Genomic DNA, 16,926 nt, shown 5'->3' on the forward strand with positions numbered 1-16,926 from the left:
TTCACTTGGCGCGCGGGCCGAGCAACTCGCCCGGCTCGCGCACCGAATCTTTCGTTGGAGGTTGCTAGGTCGACGCCAGTGGCACCGTGGCGCGGAGGAGCCAGGCGCGGGCGTCGCCGTCGACGTGAGGGAGCAGACGTTTCTGCACCTCGGCGTGGTAACCGTCGAGCCAGGCGCGTTCGCGGGCGTCGAGCAGCGTGACGTCGAGACAGCGCACGTCGATCGGGCAGAGGGTGAGGGTCTCGAAGGCGAGGAACTCGCCGAACTCCGACTTCCCTGCGTCGATCGTGAGCACGAGGTTCTCGATGCGAACGCCCCAGCGTCCCGGCCGATAGAGGCCCGGCTCGTTGGACGTGATCATGCCCGGCTCGAGGATCGCGTGCGGAAGCGCGGCGGCGCCAGGCGCGATGCCTTGCGGCCCCTCGTGCACCGCGAGGAAGTAGCCAACGCCGTGACCGGTTCCGTGGCCGAAGTCCGCGAGCGTTGCCCAGATTGGCGCGCGCGCCAGCGCGTCGAGGAGGCCGCCGCGGATCCCGCGAGGGAAGCGCGCAAGCGAGAGCTGAATCATCCCCTTGAGCACGGCGGTGACGTCGCGCCGGATCTCGTCACTGACCTTTCCGACAGCGACCACGCGCGTGATGTCGGTCGTGCCGCCCTGGTATTGGCCGCCGGAGTCGACGAGCAGAAGCCCGTCGCCTTCGATGACAGCGTGACTCTCGGGCGTGGCCCGGTAGTGGGGCATTGCACCGTTCGCGTTCCATCCGGCGATCGTGGCGAAGCTCGGGCCGACGAAGTTCGGACGACGGGCGCGGGCCGCGCAAACTTGCTCGTCGATGGAGAGCTCGGTGATTCGCTCGCCACGAGCAACCGCACCTTCGAGCCATGCAAAGAGCTCGCAGAGCGCTGCGCCGTCGTACTCCATCGTGGTGCGCACGTGCGCGATCTCCTCGGCCGTCTTGCAGGCCTTGAAGAGCACGGTGGGGTTCTGCACCTCGACGACGGTGGCGTGTTTCGCGACCGCCTCGACGAGCCCGAGCGTCACACGGGCAGGATCCAAAAGCAGCTTCGCGCCGGCCGGAAGCGCCGCGAGTGCGCTCTTCGCGTTCTCGTAGCGCTCGACGCGAACGCCGTCCGCGGCGAGGCGAGCTTGAAGGTCGGGCGCGATCTTGCCGTCGCCGACGAAGAGCGTGACCTCGCTCGGAGAGACGAGCACGTGCGCGAGGAACACGGGGTTGTACGAGACGTCCGAGCCGCGGAGGTTCAGGAGCCAGGCGACGTCGTCGAGCGTCGAGGCGAAGTGATGGTCGACACCGGCCTTGGTCATGGCCTCGCGAAGACGCGCGAGCTTCGCGGCGCGGGTGACGATCGCGAAGGGCGGCAGATGCTCGACGACCGGCTCGGTGGGCATCGCCGGGCGATCCGCCCACGCTTCGCCAATCAGATCGAGATCGGTGCGCAACGTGGCGCCGCTCTTCGCCAGCGCCGCCTTCAGCGCCTTCGACGTGGCGTAGCCGAGCACGTCTCCATCGACGGCGAGCACACCGCCTTGCGGAAGGTTCTCGGCCAGCCAATCGATGTGCGCCGAGCTTCCAGACGCCGGAAGCGACATCCGCGCGATCCCCGAGCCCGCGAGCTCGTTGTCGGCTTGCGTGTAATAGCGACTATCGACCCACAGCCCCGCGAACGTCGGCGTCACGATCAACGTTCCGACCGACCCCGTAAATCCCGACGCCCAAGCCCGACCCTTCCAGCGCCCGGGCAGATACTCCGACAGATGCGGATCCGCCGAGGGAATGAGCAAGGCCGAAATCCCATGGCGAGCAAGAGCGTCACGAACAGCGCGAATGTGGTCCGCAGCGGGCGAGGTCATGTGCAGACCACCTAAGCACCATCACCGCTCGCACACCATGGGATTGCAGCCCGAGCTTGCGCCTGAGCTATGGGCTTTGCCGAGCCGTGATCATCCGTGAGCTTCGGAGATGGCCGGCAGTGCCGCTTGCGCCAGGCCTTGGCCGGCGATGACCTCGAGGTTCTGCGCCAGCCCCTGAGTGTCGCAGTACACGTGGAACTCCACCGCCCGACCCCAGCTCAGGGTGAGCATGAACATGCCTTGGTTCGGCGTCAGCTCGATGCCCTTGATGTCGAACACCCGGTCCTTCCACTCCACGGCCACGAACGTGCGCCATGGCCATCCACTCACGACGATCTTCTGCACTTCGAATTGCAGGCCTGGAAATACGGCCGCGAGACGTTGGTACCACTTATCGCGGAGCTCGGGCTTGCGCCGCACCCCCGAGAGGGCGTGCTGGCCCGAGAACCAGTGCTCCGCGGCCGGTGAGAACTGCCGGAGGATGAACTCGAAGTCGCCGCGGTTCAGGCGCTCGAAGATGGTCTTCACGCGTTGCTTGACGATGAAGTGGTACATCGTTGCAGCTCCAATCTATGCACTGTATACATCGAGGGTGGCGAAGCGGCAACCGAGGGCGGCATACCATCATGGAGATCTGAGGCGGGCGTGCGTGGAAGCGGGGCTCGAGCTGCTCTCCGAGCAGGGCAAAGAAGCGGTGAGCTTGCGCGAGATCGCGCGAAAGTGCCGCGTGTCGCCTCGCGCGCCGTACCAACATTTCGCCGACAAGACGGATTTCCTCGCAGCGCTCGCCGAGGAAGGATTCAAGGAGTTCGGTGCGGCGATGGCTCGTGCCGAGGGAGACTTCTCGGGACTCGCGCAGGCCTACCTCGACTTCGCCGTGAGGAAGCCGGCGTTGATGCAGCTCATGTTCGGCGACGACTTCGAGGACCGCGCGAAGCGGAACCCGACGCTCCATGACGCCGCGCTCGCCACGTTCGGGCAGCTCGAGGAGCAGATCGCGCGCCTGCACCCGGATCGCGACGAGCGCTCACATCGATTGCTCGCGGTCAACGCGTGGGCTCTGATCCACGGCCTTTCGGAGCTGCTGCGGCATGGCCAGCTCGCTCACGTGCTTCCCGGCGAGTCCAGCACGAAGGCCGTGGTGGACTCGGCGGTGGAGTTGTTCTCACGCGCGGATCGAGGGGACGCTCAGACGCGACGCCCCTCGTCCAGCTCGAAGAAGAAGGAGCGCCGATCGAGCTAACGCTGCTAGGCGGAGGGGCGCTCCCTTCCGAGCATCTTGAACGCCAGATCGATCCCGTCTTTGAGGCGGCCGACGGTGACCATCGACGACAGGTCCACCCCGAGCGCGACCATCGATTGCGACACGCTCGGGCTGATTCCGCTCAAGATGGTACGTGCACCGAGGTAGCGCGCGGCGGCGGTGGTCTTCAGGAGATGGTTGGCCACGCGCGTGTCCACGACCGGGACGCCTGCGATGTCGATGATGACGACGAGGGCACTTTCCGCCGCGACGGCCGCGAGCACCCGATCCATGACTTGAGTGGCCCGCGGCTGATCGATCTCGCCCACCAAGGGCAGGAGCAGAACGCGATCGTGCACCTGGGTCACGGGCGTCGAGAGCTCGCGAATGGCTGCTTGCTGCCGCGTGATCGTCTCGAGATGAGCCGCGAAGTATGTATCGATCGCGATCGACATATCGAAATAGACCATCTTCTGAATACTGGCGAACGCCTGATGGACGAAGTCGGCATCGGCGAAGTCCACCGACAGATACTTGAGGAGGAGGTGGAGATACCGTCGATAGGCCCCAAGATAGATCTTCGGACGAATGCCGATCTTCTCGTGCGCTACGCCGACGCGCAGCCGATCCTCGACATAATCGAGGTCGCAGCGACCCGTGAATAGACCGAGGAAATACGCTCGCTGCGTCCCTTTCAGGCGCGTGACGAGGGCATTGTCGTTCAAGAACGCCTTGCTCTCCGGGAGTGCGAGCAAGAGTTGATAGAACTCGTCGACGACCGCGTCGGTGTGACGCTCGGCGAAAGGCCGGAGCTCGGCAAGCCGCGCAAGATCGTCGTCGCCGAGCTCCAGGAGGGCGCGTCGGCGGGCGAGCTCGGACTCGTCGAGCTCGAGAATGGCTTTGTAGTGGAGGTGGTCGGGACCGCTTGACGGCAACGGAAGTTTGGATTTGTTCATGAAAGCGACTGCGCGAACGAACTGCGCGCCGCCTAACGCAAGGAAGATGCCGTCCACGCAAATGCTGCTCGCCGTCTCGCGCACGCGCAACCCCTGCACGTGCGCGCAGGATTCGCGTCGTGGTCAGAAGCGGTCTCGTGGCGGTTCCGCCCTACCCTGGGTTCCCGTCATCAACTCCTCGAGGCTGACGGGCCGAAGGAGTGTCTGGAGCAGCACGCAACCGAGCAATCCGGCGCCGACCATCAGAAAGACGTCCGAATAGGCGAGGACGAGCGACTCGCGACGCACGACGCCGCGTACCAGGTGGAGTGCCAACGGCGCAGCGTCGCCGCTCGTCCGCGCGGCAAGCTGCTGGGTCTTGGCGACCAAACGCTCCGCCGCGGGCCCCGCCCCCGACGCCAGGTGTTCGTTCAGGACGTTGTGATGAAAATGCACCGATTGCGTGAGCAGCGTCCCGACCACGGAGACGCCTGCGGAGCCACCCACGAGTCGTACGAAGTTCACGACCACGACGGCCGACGACCGATGTGGCACGTCGAGATTGAGCGAAAGCAGAGAGAGAATCGGCAAGAAGAAGAGGCCCTGCCCCACGCCATGCAGAACGAAGATTGGCCAAAGCTCGTCGAGCGCCCAGTTCGCGTCGAGCGCTAGCCCACGGAGGCACGCCGCGCACTGGAGCGCGAGGGCCGCGGCAATGGTCAGACGCGGGTCGAACCGACGCACCAGATGCACGGCGACGAACGGCAAGACGAGCTGCGGTACGGCCATCGACAGGAACACCGAAGCGAAGTCGATGGGACGAAGGCTCTGGATACGAACCAGGAAGTCGGGAATCGCCCAAGCGACCATCATGAGCGAAATACGAAACAGCGCCATGGTCACGATGGCCACGGTGAAGTTTCGATTGGTGAATACGTCGAGGCGAAACGCGGGCGTGGGGTGTGCGAGCTCGTGCCGAATGAACGCAACCAGCACGAGCAGGCCCGCGGTGACCATGCCGATGACCCATCGCGACGCGAACCAGTCGAGACGGTTCGCTTGCTCGATTCCGAGCAAGACAGCTCCGAGACCGATCGACGGCAACGCAAGCCCGAGCGGATCCGGGTGGCGGAGCTCCGACCAGTTCACCGGCTGCCGAGGAAAACCCCAAACGCCCACGAGCGCCGCCACGCCCGCGATGACCGCGGGCGGTACGAAGACGAGTCGGAAGGAGCCATTTTCGACAATCCACGCCTCGATCAGCGGCGCGAGACTGATGGGTACGCTCGCGACGATGCCGTAAAGGGCAAATGCATAGAGCCGATTCATGTTTGGCAGCTTGCGCCGGAACGTCGGCATGGCCATCGGGATGAGTGCTCCGCCGCTCAACCCTTGAAGCGCCCGCAAGACGAGGAGCATCTCGAAGTCGCGCACACGCACCGCGAGGAGTGACACCGCTGCGAAGGCGACAGCGGCAGGCACGAACGTCCGACGTAGAGACAGCACGCCGGCGAGCCAAACGGCTGGTGGAATCGCCATGACCTCGGCGACGGCAAAAACCGTATTGAGCCACGCCGCCTCGTCGGGCCCGACACCGAACGCCCCCTGCAAGTCGGCGAGCGCGAAGCTCGTCAGCCGAGCTTGCAGAACGGCGGCAAACACGCACGCAACCGCCGCCCCCACGGCGGCACGCTGACGAATCGAGAGACCGCCGGAAAACGGCGCGACGGCGCGCGCGTCTCCAACCGCGAGCGAGGGTGTCATTTCCGCCGACTGCGCGCTCGTCATGACTTTCCCGGGAGGGGCGTTGTTCCTCCGGCCCGCGCTTGGTCGTGCTCACGCGCGCGTTCGATGCTGACGACCGCCGACATCCCAGGGATCAATCGTCCCGCGAGCTCCCGCGGCGGGCGCAGCGCGATCTTCACCGGAATACGCTGGACGATCTTCGTGAAGTTGCCCGTCGCATTGTCTGGCGGCAGAAGGCTCAATTGAGCGCCGCTCGCCGGAGAAAGGCTGTCGACGACGCCCGGAATTTCGACTCCCGGAAACGTGTCGATCGTCACGCGAACGGGGGTGCCAGGCTGAAGGACGCCGACCTGCCGTTCTTTGAAGTTGGCCGTTACCCAGACGTCGTCGATGGCAACGAGATGAATGATCTGCGAGCCGGGCCGCACCAGCTGACCCACGCGGACGCCTCGCTCGCCCACGACGCCATTCGCCGGCGCAACGATGCGCGTATATCCGAGCTGGATGCGCGCCAGGTCGAGCATCGCATTGGCCGCCGAAAGCTCCGCTTCGAGCCGCCTGCGTTCGGCGTCGAGATAGACTTGCTCCGCCGTCGATCGATCGCGCTCGGAGCCACGCTGGCGCAGCTCCGCCCGCGCGCGAAGCGCATCGTACGTGGCTCGTTCGTGATCTTGCGCCGACACCAGACCTCCCGACGAGAGCCGATCGTGTCGTTGCGCTTCGAGCTCTGCGCGCTGCATGCCGGCGCTCGTCGCGTCCACGGCGGCACTCGCGGCGGCCACGGAGTTTCGTTGGACGAGCTGCTTGGTTCGATTCGACTCGAGCAGCGCTTGGGCAGCAGCCACGCGCGCCTCGCCCTCGCGCACCTTCGCTTCGAAATCGGCAGGGTCGATTTCGACGAGCAGCTGACCGGCACGTACGCGCTCGTTGTCCTGGACGAGTACGCGGAGCACATGGCCTTCGACCCGCGACGAAAGCGGCGTGATGTCGGCGCGAACGAACGCGTCATCGGTCGCGCCCTCGTTGATCGGGAATGCCATCTTGCGATCGCTCTGCGCGGCCGCGGCTGCGAGACCGGCGAACAGCAAGATCCCCGCCGTCACGAGACCTCCGAAGGAGAACTTCGTTCGGAGGAAGCCGACAGCCCGTCGAATCTTCGAGTTGGAAGCCGTCGATACCATCGATGAATCCATTTTCAGTACGTACCTTTCGATTCGTGGCGCGAACCGTGTGCGTCGCGCGAGAGGGTCGGCAGAACGCCTTCGGCGGCGAGCCAGTCGAGCCTGGCAACGAGGACCGTCTGTTCGGCGACGGCCGCGGCGATATCGGAATTGCGTGATTCGCGGAGCGCGTCGATCACGTCGAGATCAGTGCCGAGACCATCGGCGTAACGCTGCCGCGTGAGATCGACCGTGCGCCGCGCGAGCGTGGCCGCCTTCCTGGCGTCGTCCCACGCCAGCTCGGCGTGCTTCAGGCGATCTCCGTCGATGCGGGCTTCCGCGCGTGCCGAGCGGGTCACTTCCTCGAGACGAGCCGAAGCCGCGGCCTCGTCGGCGCGACGTGCTCGACTCCGCGCCGGTCGCAAGCCGCCGTCGTAGATCGGTACCGAGAGAGTGAGTTTGACGATGTAGCCAACGCCGGAGACCGGGAGAATCGGCGTCGGTTCGTCCTGGTAAAAGGCGTCCGCATCGAGGCGCATGCTCGGCAGATAGTCGGTATACGAATGCTTTCTTTCGTTGCGCGCGCTCTCGTGCGCGACTCGCGCGGCGACGACGTCGGGGCGATGGTCGATGCGGGCGCCCGAAGCGACCCCGACCGACATCGATGACTTCGCATCGGCCGAAATTTCGCCGGTGTCGTCGGCACGCACGTCGACCGCCCCGTTCACCCCCGTCAGGACGCCGAGTATTTCGCGAGCGCGGACGCAGTCGGACGTCGCCAGCTCGACGAGCCCGCGGACCGACTCCACTTCCTTGTTCGCGCGCACCACGTCGAGCTCGGTCCCGATGCCTCCCGAGACACGACCCACGGTGAAGGTACGATGCGCCTCGGCCGTCCGGAGCGCTTCTTCGTGCAACGCGAGCACGTGGTCCGCCGCGAGCACTGCTGTCCACGCACGGCCTGCCGCGAGTGCTACGCGCCGTCGCTCGTTCGACAGGCGTGCGTCGGCGACTTCGATCTTCTCTTTGCCTTCGGACCAATCGGCCCAGGCGCGCGGATCGAACAACGGCACGGAAAGGGAGAGTTGTGCCTGGTTCGACGCGAGGCCGATTCGGGTTGCCTGTCCGTCGAGCGAGACCGAGTCGACGCCGAGGTGCGAGAGCGAGCCGTTCAGTGCCGGCATGGACTGACTGCGAGCACGCGCGAAGTCGGCGCGAGCTCTTTCGACGTCGGCCTCGGCCGCGCGCGCCGAGGGATAGCGGCTGATCGCGCGCTCGATGGCATCGTCGAAGCCGATGGCTTGGGGCGCGCCGATGCCGAGGGATCGCTCGGGGGATGCAGCGAAGGCTTTCGAGGACGAAGCGGCGACGACGATGAAAGCGAAGGCGGCGGTGCGACGTGGGCGGGAAGGACGGCGACTTGGAGCGAGCATGTTTGCTGACGCGCTCAGCACCAAGCGGGCCAATCACGGGACCACGAAAATCATGGGCGTCGCGCAGGAACCACCTCTCGGAACTGCTGATTCGGCATGCCGTTTCAGCAGATGGGCGAGAGGCTCAGCGCGTCGCAATCCCGTAACGCTGGAGCTTGGCGTAGAGCGTCCGCAGCCCGATCCCGAGCGATCGCGCGGTCAGCTCTCGCGATCCAAGCTGCTGGAGTCGCTCCTCGATGAGCGCACGCTCGGCTTCTTCGAGCGTGACGTCGGTGCTCGGCGCCTCCTCCGTTCCACGCCCTCGTCGTCCCCTCTCCTTCGAGCGCTCCTGCCCCGTGCGCGACGCGGGCGTCGTCGGTGTCCGCGATCCGGCGGGCGCGAGGAGAAAGCCACTCGCCTCGGCATCCGCGAGCCCGAGCTCGTCCCCCGTCGCGAAGAACGCCGCGCTCTCGATGGCATTGCGTAGCTCACGAATGTTGCCGGGCCAGTCGTCCGCCAGAAGCCGCTTCATCAGTCCAGGTGACACGCCTTTCAACCGCGCTCCGTGCCGTTCGTTGAACTGTTTGACGAACAGCGCGACGAGCTGGGGAATGTCCTCTTTTCGCTCGCGGAGCGGCGGCACCACGATGGTGACCACGCGGAGTCGGTAATAGAGATCCTCGCGGAACCGCCCTGCTTCGATGAGCGCCGGCACGTCGCGGTTCGTCGCTGCAACGAGCCCCAGATCGACGCGGATGATCTCGGTGCCGCCGAGGTGCCGGAATTGGCGGTAATCGAGGGCGCGCAAGAGTTTGGCTTGGGTGGCGAGATCCATTTCCGCGATCTCGTCGAGAAACAGGGTTCCTTTGTTCGCGATCTCGAGCAGCCCACGCTTTTGAGCATGCGCGCCGGTGAAGGCGCCCCGCTCGTGACCAAAGAGCTCGCTCTCGAGAAGCTCCCGCCCGAGACTTGCACAATTCAGCGGCTCGAACCGGTGCTCACGCCCTGGACCACGCGTATGGAGCATCCGCGCGAGAAGGTCCTTGCCCGTGCCGCTCTCCCCGAGGAGCAGCACCGTCGTGCGATAGCGCGAGATCCGCTCGATCGTGGCCTGGATCTGCTGCATGGCCTTCGAACTTCCGATGAGGGCCGGGGGCGAACCGTACATGGTTCGAGCATCGTCGAAACGGTCGCGGACGACAACGCGGCCCGGCGTCGTGTCCGCCCGCTCTCCTTCGGCGTCCCCACCGACGAGCAGCCGTCGTAGACTGCTGCGCCGGATGTCCCACGACGAAGTTCCTGCGCTCGATCTCGTCCCGTTGTTGGATCACATTGCGACCGCGCTCGCGTCCGTTCGCGACGAAGCGGCGCTCGTCGCCGCGATGGGCGACATCATGCAGCGCATCATCGACGTCGAGTACGTGGCGGTCTTCTTCCTCGATCGCAGCACGAGCCGCCTCCGTCACGTCTTCGCTCGAGGCTTTACCGAGGAGGAGCGGCTCGAGGCCGAGCGCACGGCGATGGACCGTCACGTGGGCGACGTCTTTTGCTCGCAGCAGGTCTTCCATGTGCCCGAGGTGGCCATCGAGAGCGATCCCTCGGCCCAGCTCAGCCCTCGCCGCCATACCGTCCGCTCACGCTTGACCCTGCCGCTCGTCGGCCGTGGCCAAAGCGTGGGCGCGATTTCCCTGGGCAGCACCCGCCCGGAGTCCTTCACGCAGACCCACATCACGTTGCTCTCGTCCGTCGCGAGCCTGGCGGGCGTCGTGTATTGGAATCTGGAAGATCTCAAAACGCTCGAGGCCCAGCTCGCCCTGACACGCGCGCAGAAAGAAGAGCTGCGCAGGCTCTCGACGCCACTTCTCGAGATCGCCCCCGGCGTGCTGCTCTTGCCTCTCGTGGGGCGTATGGATACGGCTCGCGCCGATCAGATCGCCGATCGTTTGCTGTCGGCCGTCAGCCAGCGCGCCACGCGCGCCGCGCTCATCGACGTGACCGGCGTCGAAGCGATGGACGCCGCCTCCGTCTCCGCGCTCGCCGCCATCACCCGCGCCACCAAACTCCTGGGCGCCGAGTGCATGCTCTCGGGCATTTCACCCGCGAGCGCCGTCCAGATGACCGAGCACGACATCCACCTCGACGGCGTCTCGACGTTCTCGTCCGCGAGCAACGCGCTCGTTGCGGCGATGCGGCGCTCGTAGCAAAGCGGACGGCGCTCACTCCTCGTCGGGCGCGAGCGCTCGCTTCAGGATTTCGAGCTCCTCGCTGCACTCCGGGCATTGCTGGGCGTGATGTGCGATCTGCTCGCGAAGCTGCTCGTCGCCGAGCTGGCCATCCAGATAGGGAGCCATCAGCGCAAAGAACCGATCGCAGTCCAGCTCCTCGTCTCGCGTGGTCGCGAGGAGTCGGCGCAACGTCGCGGCGGCCTTCGGATTGTTGCTCATGCTGAAACTCCCTGCCGTACTTCCACTTCCCGAGCCTCTTCGAGGAAGCGCTTGAGCCGCCGCCGTGCGTCGTGGAGCAGTTTGTACACGGCGCCCTGGCTGACGTCATAGCGACGCGCAAGCTCCATCAAGGGGAGGCCACCGAGCGCGGCCTGAATGGCTTCGCGTTGCCTCTCCGTCAACACGTCCTCGATACCGCGGCGGAGCAGCTCGACCTCTCGTTCGTCGTCGACCGTGTCGTCCTTCGCTTCCGACCAATCCGCCCGTTCGCCGGCCTCGTCGATGCTGACATGCTCGTAGCGCTTGCGCCGTAGCTCGGAGAGCGCCGCGTTCACGGCGATCGTCGCGGCCCACGTGGTGAAGCGACTCTGACCTTCGAAGCTATCGAGCTTCTGGTGCACGCGAAGAACGCTCTCCTGCGTCAGGTCCTCGAGATCCGCGCCCTGGAGCTGCCGGCCGAAGCCCTTCGCGAGCGTTCGACGCAAGTAGTCACGCAGATCGGAGACGAGGGCAGCCCGTGCAGCCGTGTCGGCGGTGCCCCTCAGTCCGTCGATCCAAGCCTGATCGCTGCGATCCGCATGCATCGCGGCCGAGTCTCCGCCTGTGGAGGGCGGCGGGTCAAGCGGGCACGGCTCGGGGGTCTCGAAAAAAAGTTCGTCACCCGAGGTAAGACCGCCGCCCGGCCGGCGTCTCAGGGTCAGAAAGGCAGATAGGTGGTCATCATGAACTCGATCAAGAACGTCGTTCTCGTGCACGGTGGTTTCGTCGACGGTTCGGGCTGGGAGCGCGTCTACGGCATCCTTCGAGACAAGGGTTACCGCGTCAGCATCGTGCAGAACCCCACCACCTCTCTCGCCGACGACGTCGCGGCAACCAGCCGCGTCCTCGACCAGCTCGATGGCCCGGCGATCCTGGTAGGTCACTCGTACGGCGGCGTCGTCATCACCGAAGCCGGCAATCACCCGAAGGTCGCAAGCCTGGTGTACGTCGCGGCATTCGCGCCTGACGCGGGAGAGTCGGTCGCCTCGCTCATCGCCAACCCGCCGCCCGGCGCGCCGGTCCCGCCGATTCTCCCCCCGAAGGACGGCTTCCTCTTCCTCGACCGCGCGAAGTTCGCCGCGTCGTTCGCCGCGGACCTCGACCCGAAGGTCGCCGCCTTCCGCGCCGACTCGCAGGTCCCGTGGGGCGTCGCGGCGCTCGAAGGCGCAGTGCGGGAGCCTGCCTGGCGCAAGAAGCCGAGCTGGTACATCATCGCAACCGACGACAAGATGATCCCGCCCCCCGCGCAGCACGCGATGTCGAAGCGCATCGAGGCATCGGTGAGCGAAGTGAAGGGCAGCCACGCGATCTACGAGTCCCAACCTGCCGCGGTCGCGACGGTCATCGAACGCGCAAGCAGCGGCATTCGTTGAAACATGGCGAATGGGTGACCTCGACGAGCACGGCTCTCGTCGAGGTTCGCGCGGGCCTATCTTGGCGTCTCTCCGGCCTCGCATGAAGTGGATGGCACGCGCGCGTCGGAGATTTGACGCACGGATCTAACACGAGAGTTTCCGAGGCGGCGAAGACGCGGCGATGGAGGTGGGCTACGAACCTCCGCATGAAACGTACGGCGGTCGGGTTCTGGTGCCTTGCGGTGATGAGCGGAGTCGGCTGCGCAGTCGGGGTGTCCGACGACGAGGCCGCCGGCACCATCGTCCACCCCGACGGCGGCGACTCATCGGCGAGAACGAACGGCACGACTCTCCCCGACAGCAGCACGAACGGCGACCCGACAAGCTCGCCGGCGACCGGAGCCGACGACGCCGCAACCAACGACCCGGGCGATCCGGGCGACGCGGGGAGCGACGCTGGCGACGCCGGGAAGAGCGATGCGGGCGATGCGGGGAGCGACGCTGGCGACGCTGGGAAGAGCGATGCGGGCGATGCGGGCGACGCTGGGAAGACCGACGCGGGCGCCCCGGGCACGTGCGTCTTCACCGGAGCGCTCGTCACCTTCGACCTCACGACGATTGTCGGAACCGCGACGGAACTCGCTCCGTCGGCAACCGCGGCGGGCGTGACGGCGACCTCGCTCACGCGCTCCGGTGTGACCGCCGCGTCGAGCAACGGAGCCATGAACGCCAGCAACTGGCCGGTCGGCGCAGCCGCCTCGAACAAGTACTTCGCGTTCAGCGTCACGCCCCCGGCGACCTGCAAGATGACCGTGACCTCGCTGGCGATCGACCTCAAAGCGTCGACCACGGGACCGACCGATGCCGCCGTCGGGACGAGCGTCGACGGCTATGCGGCACTCCAAAACGTCACGGTGACGACGACCGGCGGCTCGGCGAACGTCCCGCTCGCAGGAGTCGCCGACGTCAGCAATACGGTAGAGGTCCGTGTCTTCGGATTCAACGCGTCGGCCGCCGCTGGAACACTTCGGATCCAGAAGACCCTATCGCTCTCGGGCTCGCTCAGCCCGCAGTAGCTGTCACGCGCGCACTCCACACGCACGGATTCGACGGCCGCTGAAATCGTCGGAACCTTCGCGGTTTCGAGTTGTCCCTCCGGCGCTCGGGACCGGCAGCGTTGGATGGAGGATCGAAACGTGGCAAAACTGGACGGCAAGACGGCATTGGTGACCGGAGCGTCGCGAGGAATCGGGCGAGGCATTGCCCAAAGACTCGCGACCGACGGAGCGCTCGTTGCGATCCATTACGGCAGCAACGAAGAGGCCGCGAAGCAGACCGTGGCAGAGATCGAGCAGGCAGGCGGCCGAGCCTTCTCGATTCGCGCGGAGCTCGGTGTCGAAGGCGACGTCGATATCTTGTTCGCGGGCCTCGAAAAGGGCCTATCGGGACGACCGCTGGACATCCTCGTCAACAACGCAGCGGGTCCGCCCGGAGGTCCAATCGAAGAGACCACGCGCGAGGCGTTCGACCGAATCTTCGCAATCAACGTACGAGCGCCGTTCTTCATCATTCAGCGAGCCTTGCCGATTCTCCGCGACGGCGGCCGAATCATCACGATCTCCTCCGTCGCCACCCGTATCGCCGTCCCTTCACAGACGTCGTACGCGATGACGAAGGGAGCGCTCGAGGTCATGGGACACACCCTCGCGAACGCGCTCGGCAAACGGAACATCACGGTCAACACCGTGCGCTCGGGGACGACGTATCACGAACATGCGGCTCTGCTCGATCTGCCCGGCGTCAAAGACTTCATGGTGAGCATGACGGCTCTCGGCCGCCTCGGAAGCCCTTCCGACATCGCAGACGTCGTCGCGTTCCTCGCCTCCGATGACGGACGGTGGATCACCGGTCAGGTCCTCGACGCCAGCGGCGGCATCTACCTCGGTCCACGCTGATCACAGGCGGCCGAACGCCGGCCGAAACTCCTCGAGGCCTGCCGTAGACATGCGACGGCGACCTCGACCGTGGGGGCCTCCGGCGAGATCGGGGGCGTCCCACAACACCTCTTCGGATATGCTGGCCGGCTCGGATGGGCGCGGCGCCTCGTGCTTGGCCACTGACACGCCTGACACGCCTTCTAAGCGTCATGTGTGCGGCGGCGTCTGCGGTGGTCATTTTCCTCGCGTCTACGACGCGGCCCGCTCATGCCGAGGATTCGAACGCGCCGCTCGTCGAGGTGGTCCTCGTCCAAGCGGACGACGAGCGCCTCGAAGCGGCGCTCCGCGAGCTCCTCTCACGCATCCACGTCACGCCGCGCTTTGCTCGGACGTCGCGTCCACTCGCGCATCCCGCGAGCCCCTCGTCGCAGCTGCTCGCGGCCGTCGATGTGGACTTCAGTGATCCGCACAAGGTTCGCGTTGCCATCGTGGACACGCGGCACGACCGTGTTCTCGTCCACGAGATTGCCACCGATGGCGGAGTCGACGAGGTCGTGCGCGAGGAGATTTCGCACATCACCGTGTACGCGGTCGAGGCCCTGCTCCGCGGCGAGGTACTAGGAACTCCGCGCGAGGTTGTACCGGCCACGCCCATCGAGCCCATCGAGACGCCGACACCGCCAACCTCTCCACGCGTCCCGACCAGGCCCCCGCCACCGGCAAAGCTCGTGGCGCACGTCGAGCTCGAAACCGAGGCGAGCGTTCGAACCTACGCGCCGGTGGCACCGGTCGTCTTCGGAACGGGCGCGGCGCTCGCCTTGAGCGCACGTCCCGGGGCCATCGCGCTCCGTGGCGCATTGCTCGTCGAGCAGCGCACCTCCGTCACGGTCGCCACGCAATCGGTGTCGTCACGGTTCGCGCAGCATGCACTGCGTGCCGACGTTTCATGCGGAATACCGCTCGCGCCCTCGCTGGATCTCGTGCTCGGCGTCGGCGCTGGACTCGACTTCGTCTCCGTCCAAACGACTGTGCTCCGCGCGGGAGCGAAGCCCGCCACCGAGAATGGCTTCGTCGACCGCGTGCCGGTGATCGGCGCGTTCGCCGGCACCGCCGTCTCGATCGCGCCACGGCTCACGGCACGCGCGGACGTCGGCGTCGACGTCCCCGTCAGGGCCCCGACCTACGTCGTCGACAGCAGCCACGAGATCGTTCTCCTATCTCCCTATACCGTCCGGGGCGTGGTCCGCGTGGGTCTCGACGTCCGGTTCTGACGCCAACGATCAGCGCGGGCTGTCGAGCGCCTCCAGCGCCTCCACGCGGTAGGCCGACTTCGGAAACGCATCGAGGAGCGCGCGCCAGGCCGTTCGCGCCTCGACCTGCCGCCCGAGCTTCTTCAACGCTTGCGCACGGCCGACCAGAGCCTGCTCGGTCAGCGTTCCCGTCGGCGACTCCGCAAGGTAGGCATCGAACAGTCCAAGCGCGCTCTCGCCCGCGCCTCGCGCGAGCTGCATGCGCCCGACGATGACTCGCGTCGCATTCGCTTCGCGTGAGCGGGGATAGCGATCGAGGAGCTCGCGATAGAGCGTCTCGGCGGCCGCGTCATCCGCCCGGTGTCGTGCGGCGTTCGCGCGCTCGAAGAGCGATGCTGCGCTGTCCGCCAAGACCTCCGAATTCACCGACGTCGGCGCGTCGGCGCGCGGAGGCACATTTCGTGGTGCCTGCGCATGCGGCAAAGACGGCGCGGAAGGCAGCGAATCGACGCTGATCCCGAGGCTCGCCCCTGGAACTGCGACCGGTGGCGCGACCGCCTCTGCAGTCGGTGCTTCTTCGCGTTGCTCCGGCGTCGCCACGACCGCCACGGCTCGCGTGGGAGAGCTCGGAGCCCGTGTCGACACGTACGTCGCTCCGGCGAGCACGACGATCGCCGAGATGCCCACTCCCCCTAGCCATCGCCATCCGGCCCGCTTCGGGACGTTGCCGGTCAACGCCGAGAGCGCACGCTCCGACGTTGCCGCCGTCAATCGCGCAAGCCGGCCATCCGCCTCTGCCCGCTCGAGCGCCTCGCGGCCTCGCTTCGCCAAGTGCCTCTGCGCCTGGTCGACGACATCCATGTCACTCATCGCCTGGCCCTCCTTTCACGGCCGGCAGGCCGCTCGCCGCGACGAGCGCACATAGTTCGGGATCTGCTTCGATTCGACGACGAAGCGCTTCGCGTGCGAGTCGAACGCGACTCCGCACCGTGTTGACCGGCACTCCTGCATGGGTCGCGATCTCGTCCAGGTCGTAGTCGAGCACCACGCGCATGAGGAGCGCCTCCGCCTGCACGTCCGGCAACGTTGCCAAGAGCTCGTTGAGCACGCGCCGAAGCCCCTGATCGACGGGGTCCGACGTGTCGTCGACCACCTCTTCGTCGGTCTCGACACCTTTGCTGAGGCGAAACTTCTCCGCGAGGATGCTCTTCCTCTGACTCTTCCTTCGGACCTTGATGGCGGTCCGAGACACGATGAGCAGTGCATACGTTCGAAAGCTCGCTTCGTGGCGGAACGTCGCCAGCCTCTTCATCACCTCCATGATGCCGAGCTGGACAGCGTCATCGAGATCCGGGTGTTTCGCACCTAGGGTTGCCACCGCCACCCGGAAGGCGTCCGGCATGAGGGCCTCGACGAGCGCATGAGTTGCCTGCGCATCCCCCGCCACAGCGCGTGCGACGAGTGGGAGGGGCTCGCGTCTCGGCGTCTCGCCGGGCGCTGCAAAGGCATTCACGTCACTACGAAAGATGGCCATG

17 protein-coding genes are annotated in these 16,926 nt (G+C 66.3%); 6 read left to right on the forward strand and 11 right to left on the reverse strand.

What is annotated here, in order from left to right:
* Positions 1-64: 64 nt before the first annotated feature.
* Together AKJ09_RS09855 and AKJ09_RS09860 are read right to left on the reverse strand one after the other, a co-directional pair.
* On the reverse strand, positions 65-1,870 hold the full coding sequence (locus AKJ09_RS09855) for an aminopeptidase P family protein (protein ID WP_146646945.1): 1,806 nt from the start codon (positions 1,868-1,870) through the stop codon (positions 65-67).
* A 90-nt stretch (positions 1,871-1,960) separates the two neighbouring features.
* Entirely contained in the window at positions 1,961-2,425 is a 465-nt protein-coding gene (locus tag AKJ09_RS09860; RefSeq protein ID WP_146646946.1) for a nuclear transport factor 2 family protein, read from the reverse strand.
* A gap of 94 nt (positions 2,426-2,519) precedes the next feature.
* Between AKJ09_RS09860 and AKJ09_RS09865 the strand changes: the two genes are divergently transcribed.
* Positions 2,520-3,113: a TetR/AcrR family transcriptional regulator gene (locus AKJ09_RS09865; protein WP_169927412.1), complete on the forward strand. Its 594-nt coding sequence runs from the start codon at positions 2,520-2,522 to the stop codon at positions 3,111-3,113.
* Between the two features lie 5 nt (positions 3,114-3,118).
* Here AKJ09_RS09865 and AKJ09_RS09870 read toward each other — a convergent pair whose 3' ends face one another.
* From AKJ09_RS09870 to AKJ09_RS09890, 5 genes are all read right to left on the reverse strand, one after another.
* Positions 3,119-4,069 (reverse strand): protoglobin domain-containing protein, encoded by a 951-nt coding sequence (locus AKJ09_RS09870; protein ID WP_146646948.1) that lies wholly within the window; start codon positions 4,067-4,069, stop codon positions 3,119-3,121.
* 123 nt (positions 4,070-4,192) lie between these two features.
* Positions 4,193-5,836 carry an MFS transporter gene (locus AKJ09_RS09875; RefSeq protein WP_146646949.1) on the reverse strand — a complete coding sequence of 548 codons (1,644 nt, stop codon included), beginning with the start codon at positions 5,834-5,836 and terminating at the stop codon, positions 4,193-4,195.
* On the reverse strand, positions 5,833-6,987 hold the full coding sequence (locus AKJ09_RS09880; RefSeq protein ID WP_146646950.1) for an HlyD family secretion protein: 1,155 nt from the start codon (positions 6,985-6,987) through the stop codon (positions 5,833-5,835). The genes AKJ09_RS09875 and AKJ09_RS09880 overlap by 4 nt, the downstream gene beginning before the upstream one ends.
* Positions 6,988-6,989: 2 nt before the next feature.
* Positions 6,990-8,387 (reverse strand): TolC family protein, encoded by a 1,398-nt coding sequence (locus AKJ09_RS09885; RefSeq protein ID WP_146646951.1) that lies wholly within the window; start codon positions 8,385-8,387, stop codon positions 6,990-6,992.
* Between the two features lie 124 nt (positions 8,388-8,511).
* Positions 8,512-9,534, reverse strand: a complete 1,023-nt coding sequence (locus AKJ09_RS09890; protein ID WP_146646952.1) for a sigma-54 interaction domain-containing protein — start codon at positions 9,532-9,534, stop codon at positions 8,512-8,514.
* A gap of 112 nt (positions 9,535-9,646) precedes the next feature.
* On the opposite strand from AKJ09_RS09890, the gene AKJ09_RS09895 reads away from it, so the two are divergent.
* Positions 9,647-10,567, forward strand: a complete 921-nt coding sequence (locus AKJ09_RS09895) for a GAF domain-containing protein (protein ID WP_169927413.1) — start codon at positions 9,647-9,649, stop codon at positions 10,565-10,567.
* Between the two features lie 15 nt (positions 10,568-10,582).
* Here AKJ09_RS09895 and AKJ09_RS09900 read toward each other — a convergent pair whose 3' ends face one another.
* Together AKJ09_RS09900 and AKJ09_RS09905 are read right to left on the reverse strand one after the other, a co-directional pair.
* The gene (locus AKJ09_RS09900; RefSeq protein WP_146646954.1) at positions 10,583-10,810 is read right to left on the reverse strand and encodes an anti-sigma factor family protein; all 228 of its coding nucleotides are present in this window, start codon (positions 10,808-10,810) and stop codon (positions 10,583-10,585) included.
* Complete coding sequence (locus tag AKJ09_RS09905) at positions 10,807-11,394, reverse strand: sigma-70 family RNA polymerase sigma factor (protein ID WP_146646955.1); 588 nt, start codon at positions 11,392-11,394, stop codon at positions 10,807-10,809. Before AKJ09_RS09905 ends, AKJ09_RS09900 begins: the two co-directional genes overlap by 4 nt.
* 138 nt (positions 11,395-11,532) lie before the next feature.
* On the opposite strand from AKJ09_RS09905, the gene AKJ09_RS09910 reads away from it, so the two are divergent.
* The 4 genes from AKJ09_RS09910 to AKJ09_RS09925 all read left to right on the forward strand — a co-directional run bounded on the left by AKJ09_RS09910 (position 11,533) and on the right by AKJ09_RS09925 (position 15,412).
* Complete coding sequence (locus AKJ09_RS09910; protein ID WP_146646956.1) at positions 11,533-12,222, forward strand: alpha/beta fold hydrolase; 690 nt, start codon at positions 11,533-11,535, stop codon at positions 12,220-12,222.
* A gap of 188 nt (positions 12,223-12,410) precedes the next feature.
* Positions 12,411-13,280, forward strand: coding sequence for an ICP22 family protein (locus AKJ09_RS54185; protein WP_205633662.1), 870 nt, complete (start codon positions 12,411-12,413; stop codon positions 13,278-13,280).
* 120 nt (positions 13,281-13,400) lie between these two features.
* On the forward strand, positions 13,401-14,159 hold the full coding sequence (locus AKJ09_RS09920) for an SDR family oxidoreductase (RefSeq protein ID WP_146646957.1): 759 nt from the start codon (positions 13,401-13,403) through the stop codon (positions 14,157-14,159).
* A 212-nt stretch (positions 14,160-14,371) separates the two neighbouring features.
* Positions 14,372-15,412, forward strand: coding sequence for a hypothetical protein (locus AKJ09_RS09925; RefSeq protein ID WP_146646958.1), 1,041 nt, complete (start codon positions 14,372-14,374; stop codon positions 15,410-15,412).
* A gap of 9 nt (positions 15,413-15,421) precedes the next feature.
* Here AKJ09_RS09925 and AKJ09_RS09930 read toward each other — a convergent pair whose 3' ends face one another.
* A complete protein-coding gene (locus tag AKJ09_RS09930) occupies positions 15,422-16,261 on the reverse strand; it encodes a tetratricopeptide repeat protein (protein ID WP_146646959.1) in 840 nt (279 codons plus the stop codon).
* Positions 16,254-16,925 (reverse strand): RNA polymerase sigma factor, encoded by a 672-nt coding sequence (locus tag AKJ09_RS09935; protein ID WP_146646960.1) that lies wholly within the window; start codon positions 16,923-16,925, stop codon positions 16,254-16,256. The genes AKJ09_RS09930 and AKJ09_RS09935 overlap by 8 nt, the downstream gene beginning before the upstream one ends.
* Position 16,926 lies beyond the last annotated feature (1 nt).

The organism is Labilithrix luteola (assembly GCF_001263205.1).
GTDB lineage: Bacteria > Myxococcota_A > Polyangia > Polyangiales > Polyangiaceae > Labilithrix > Labilithrix luteola.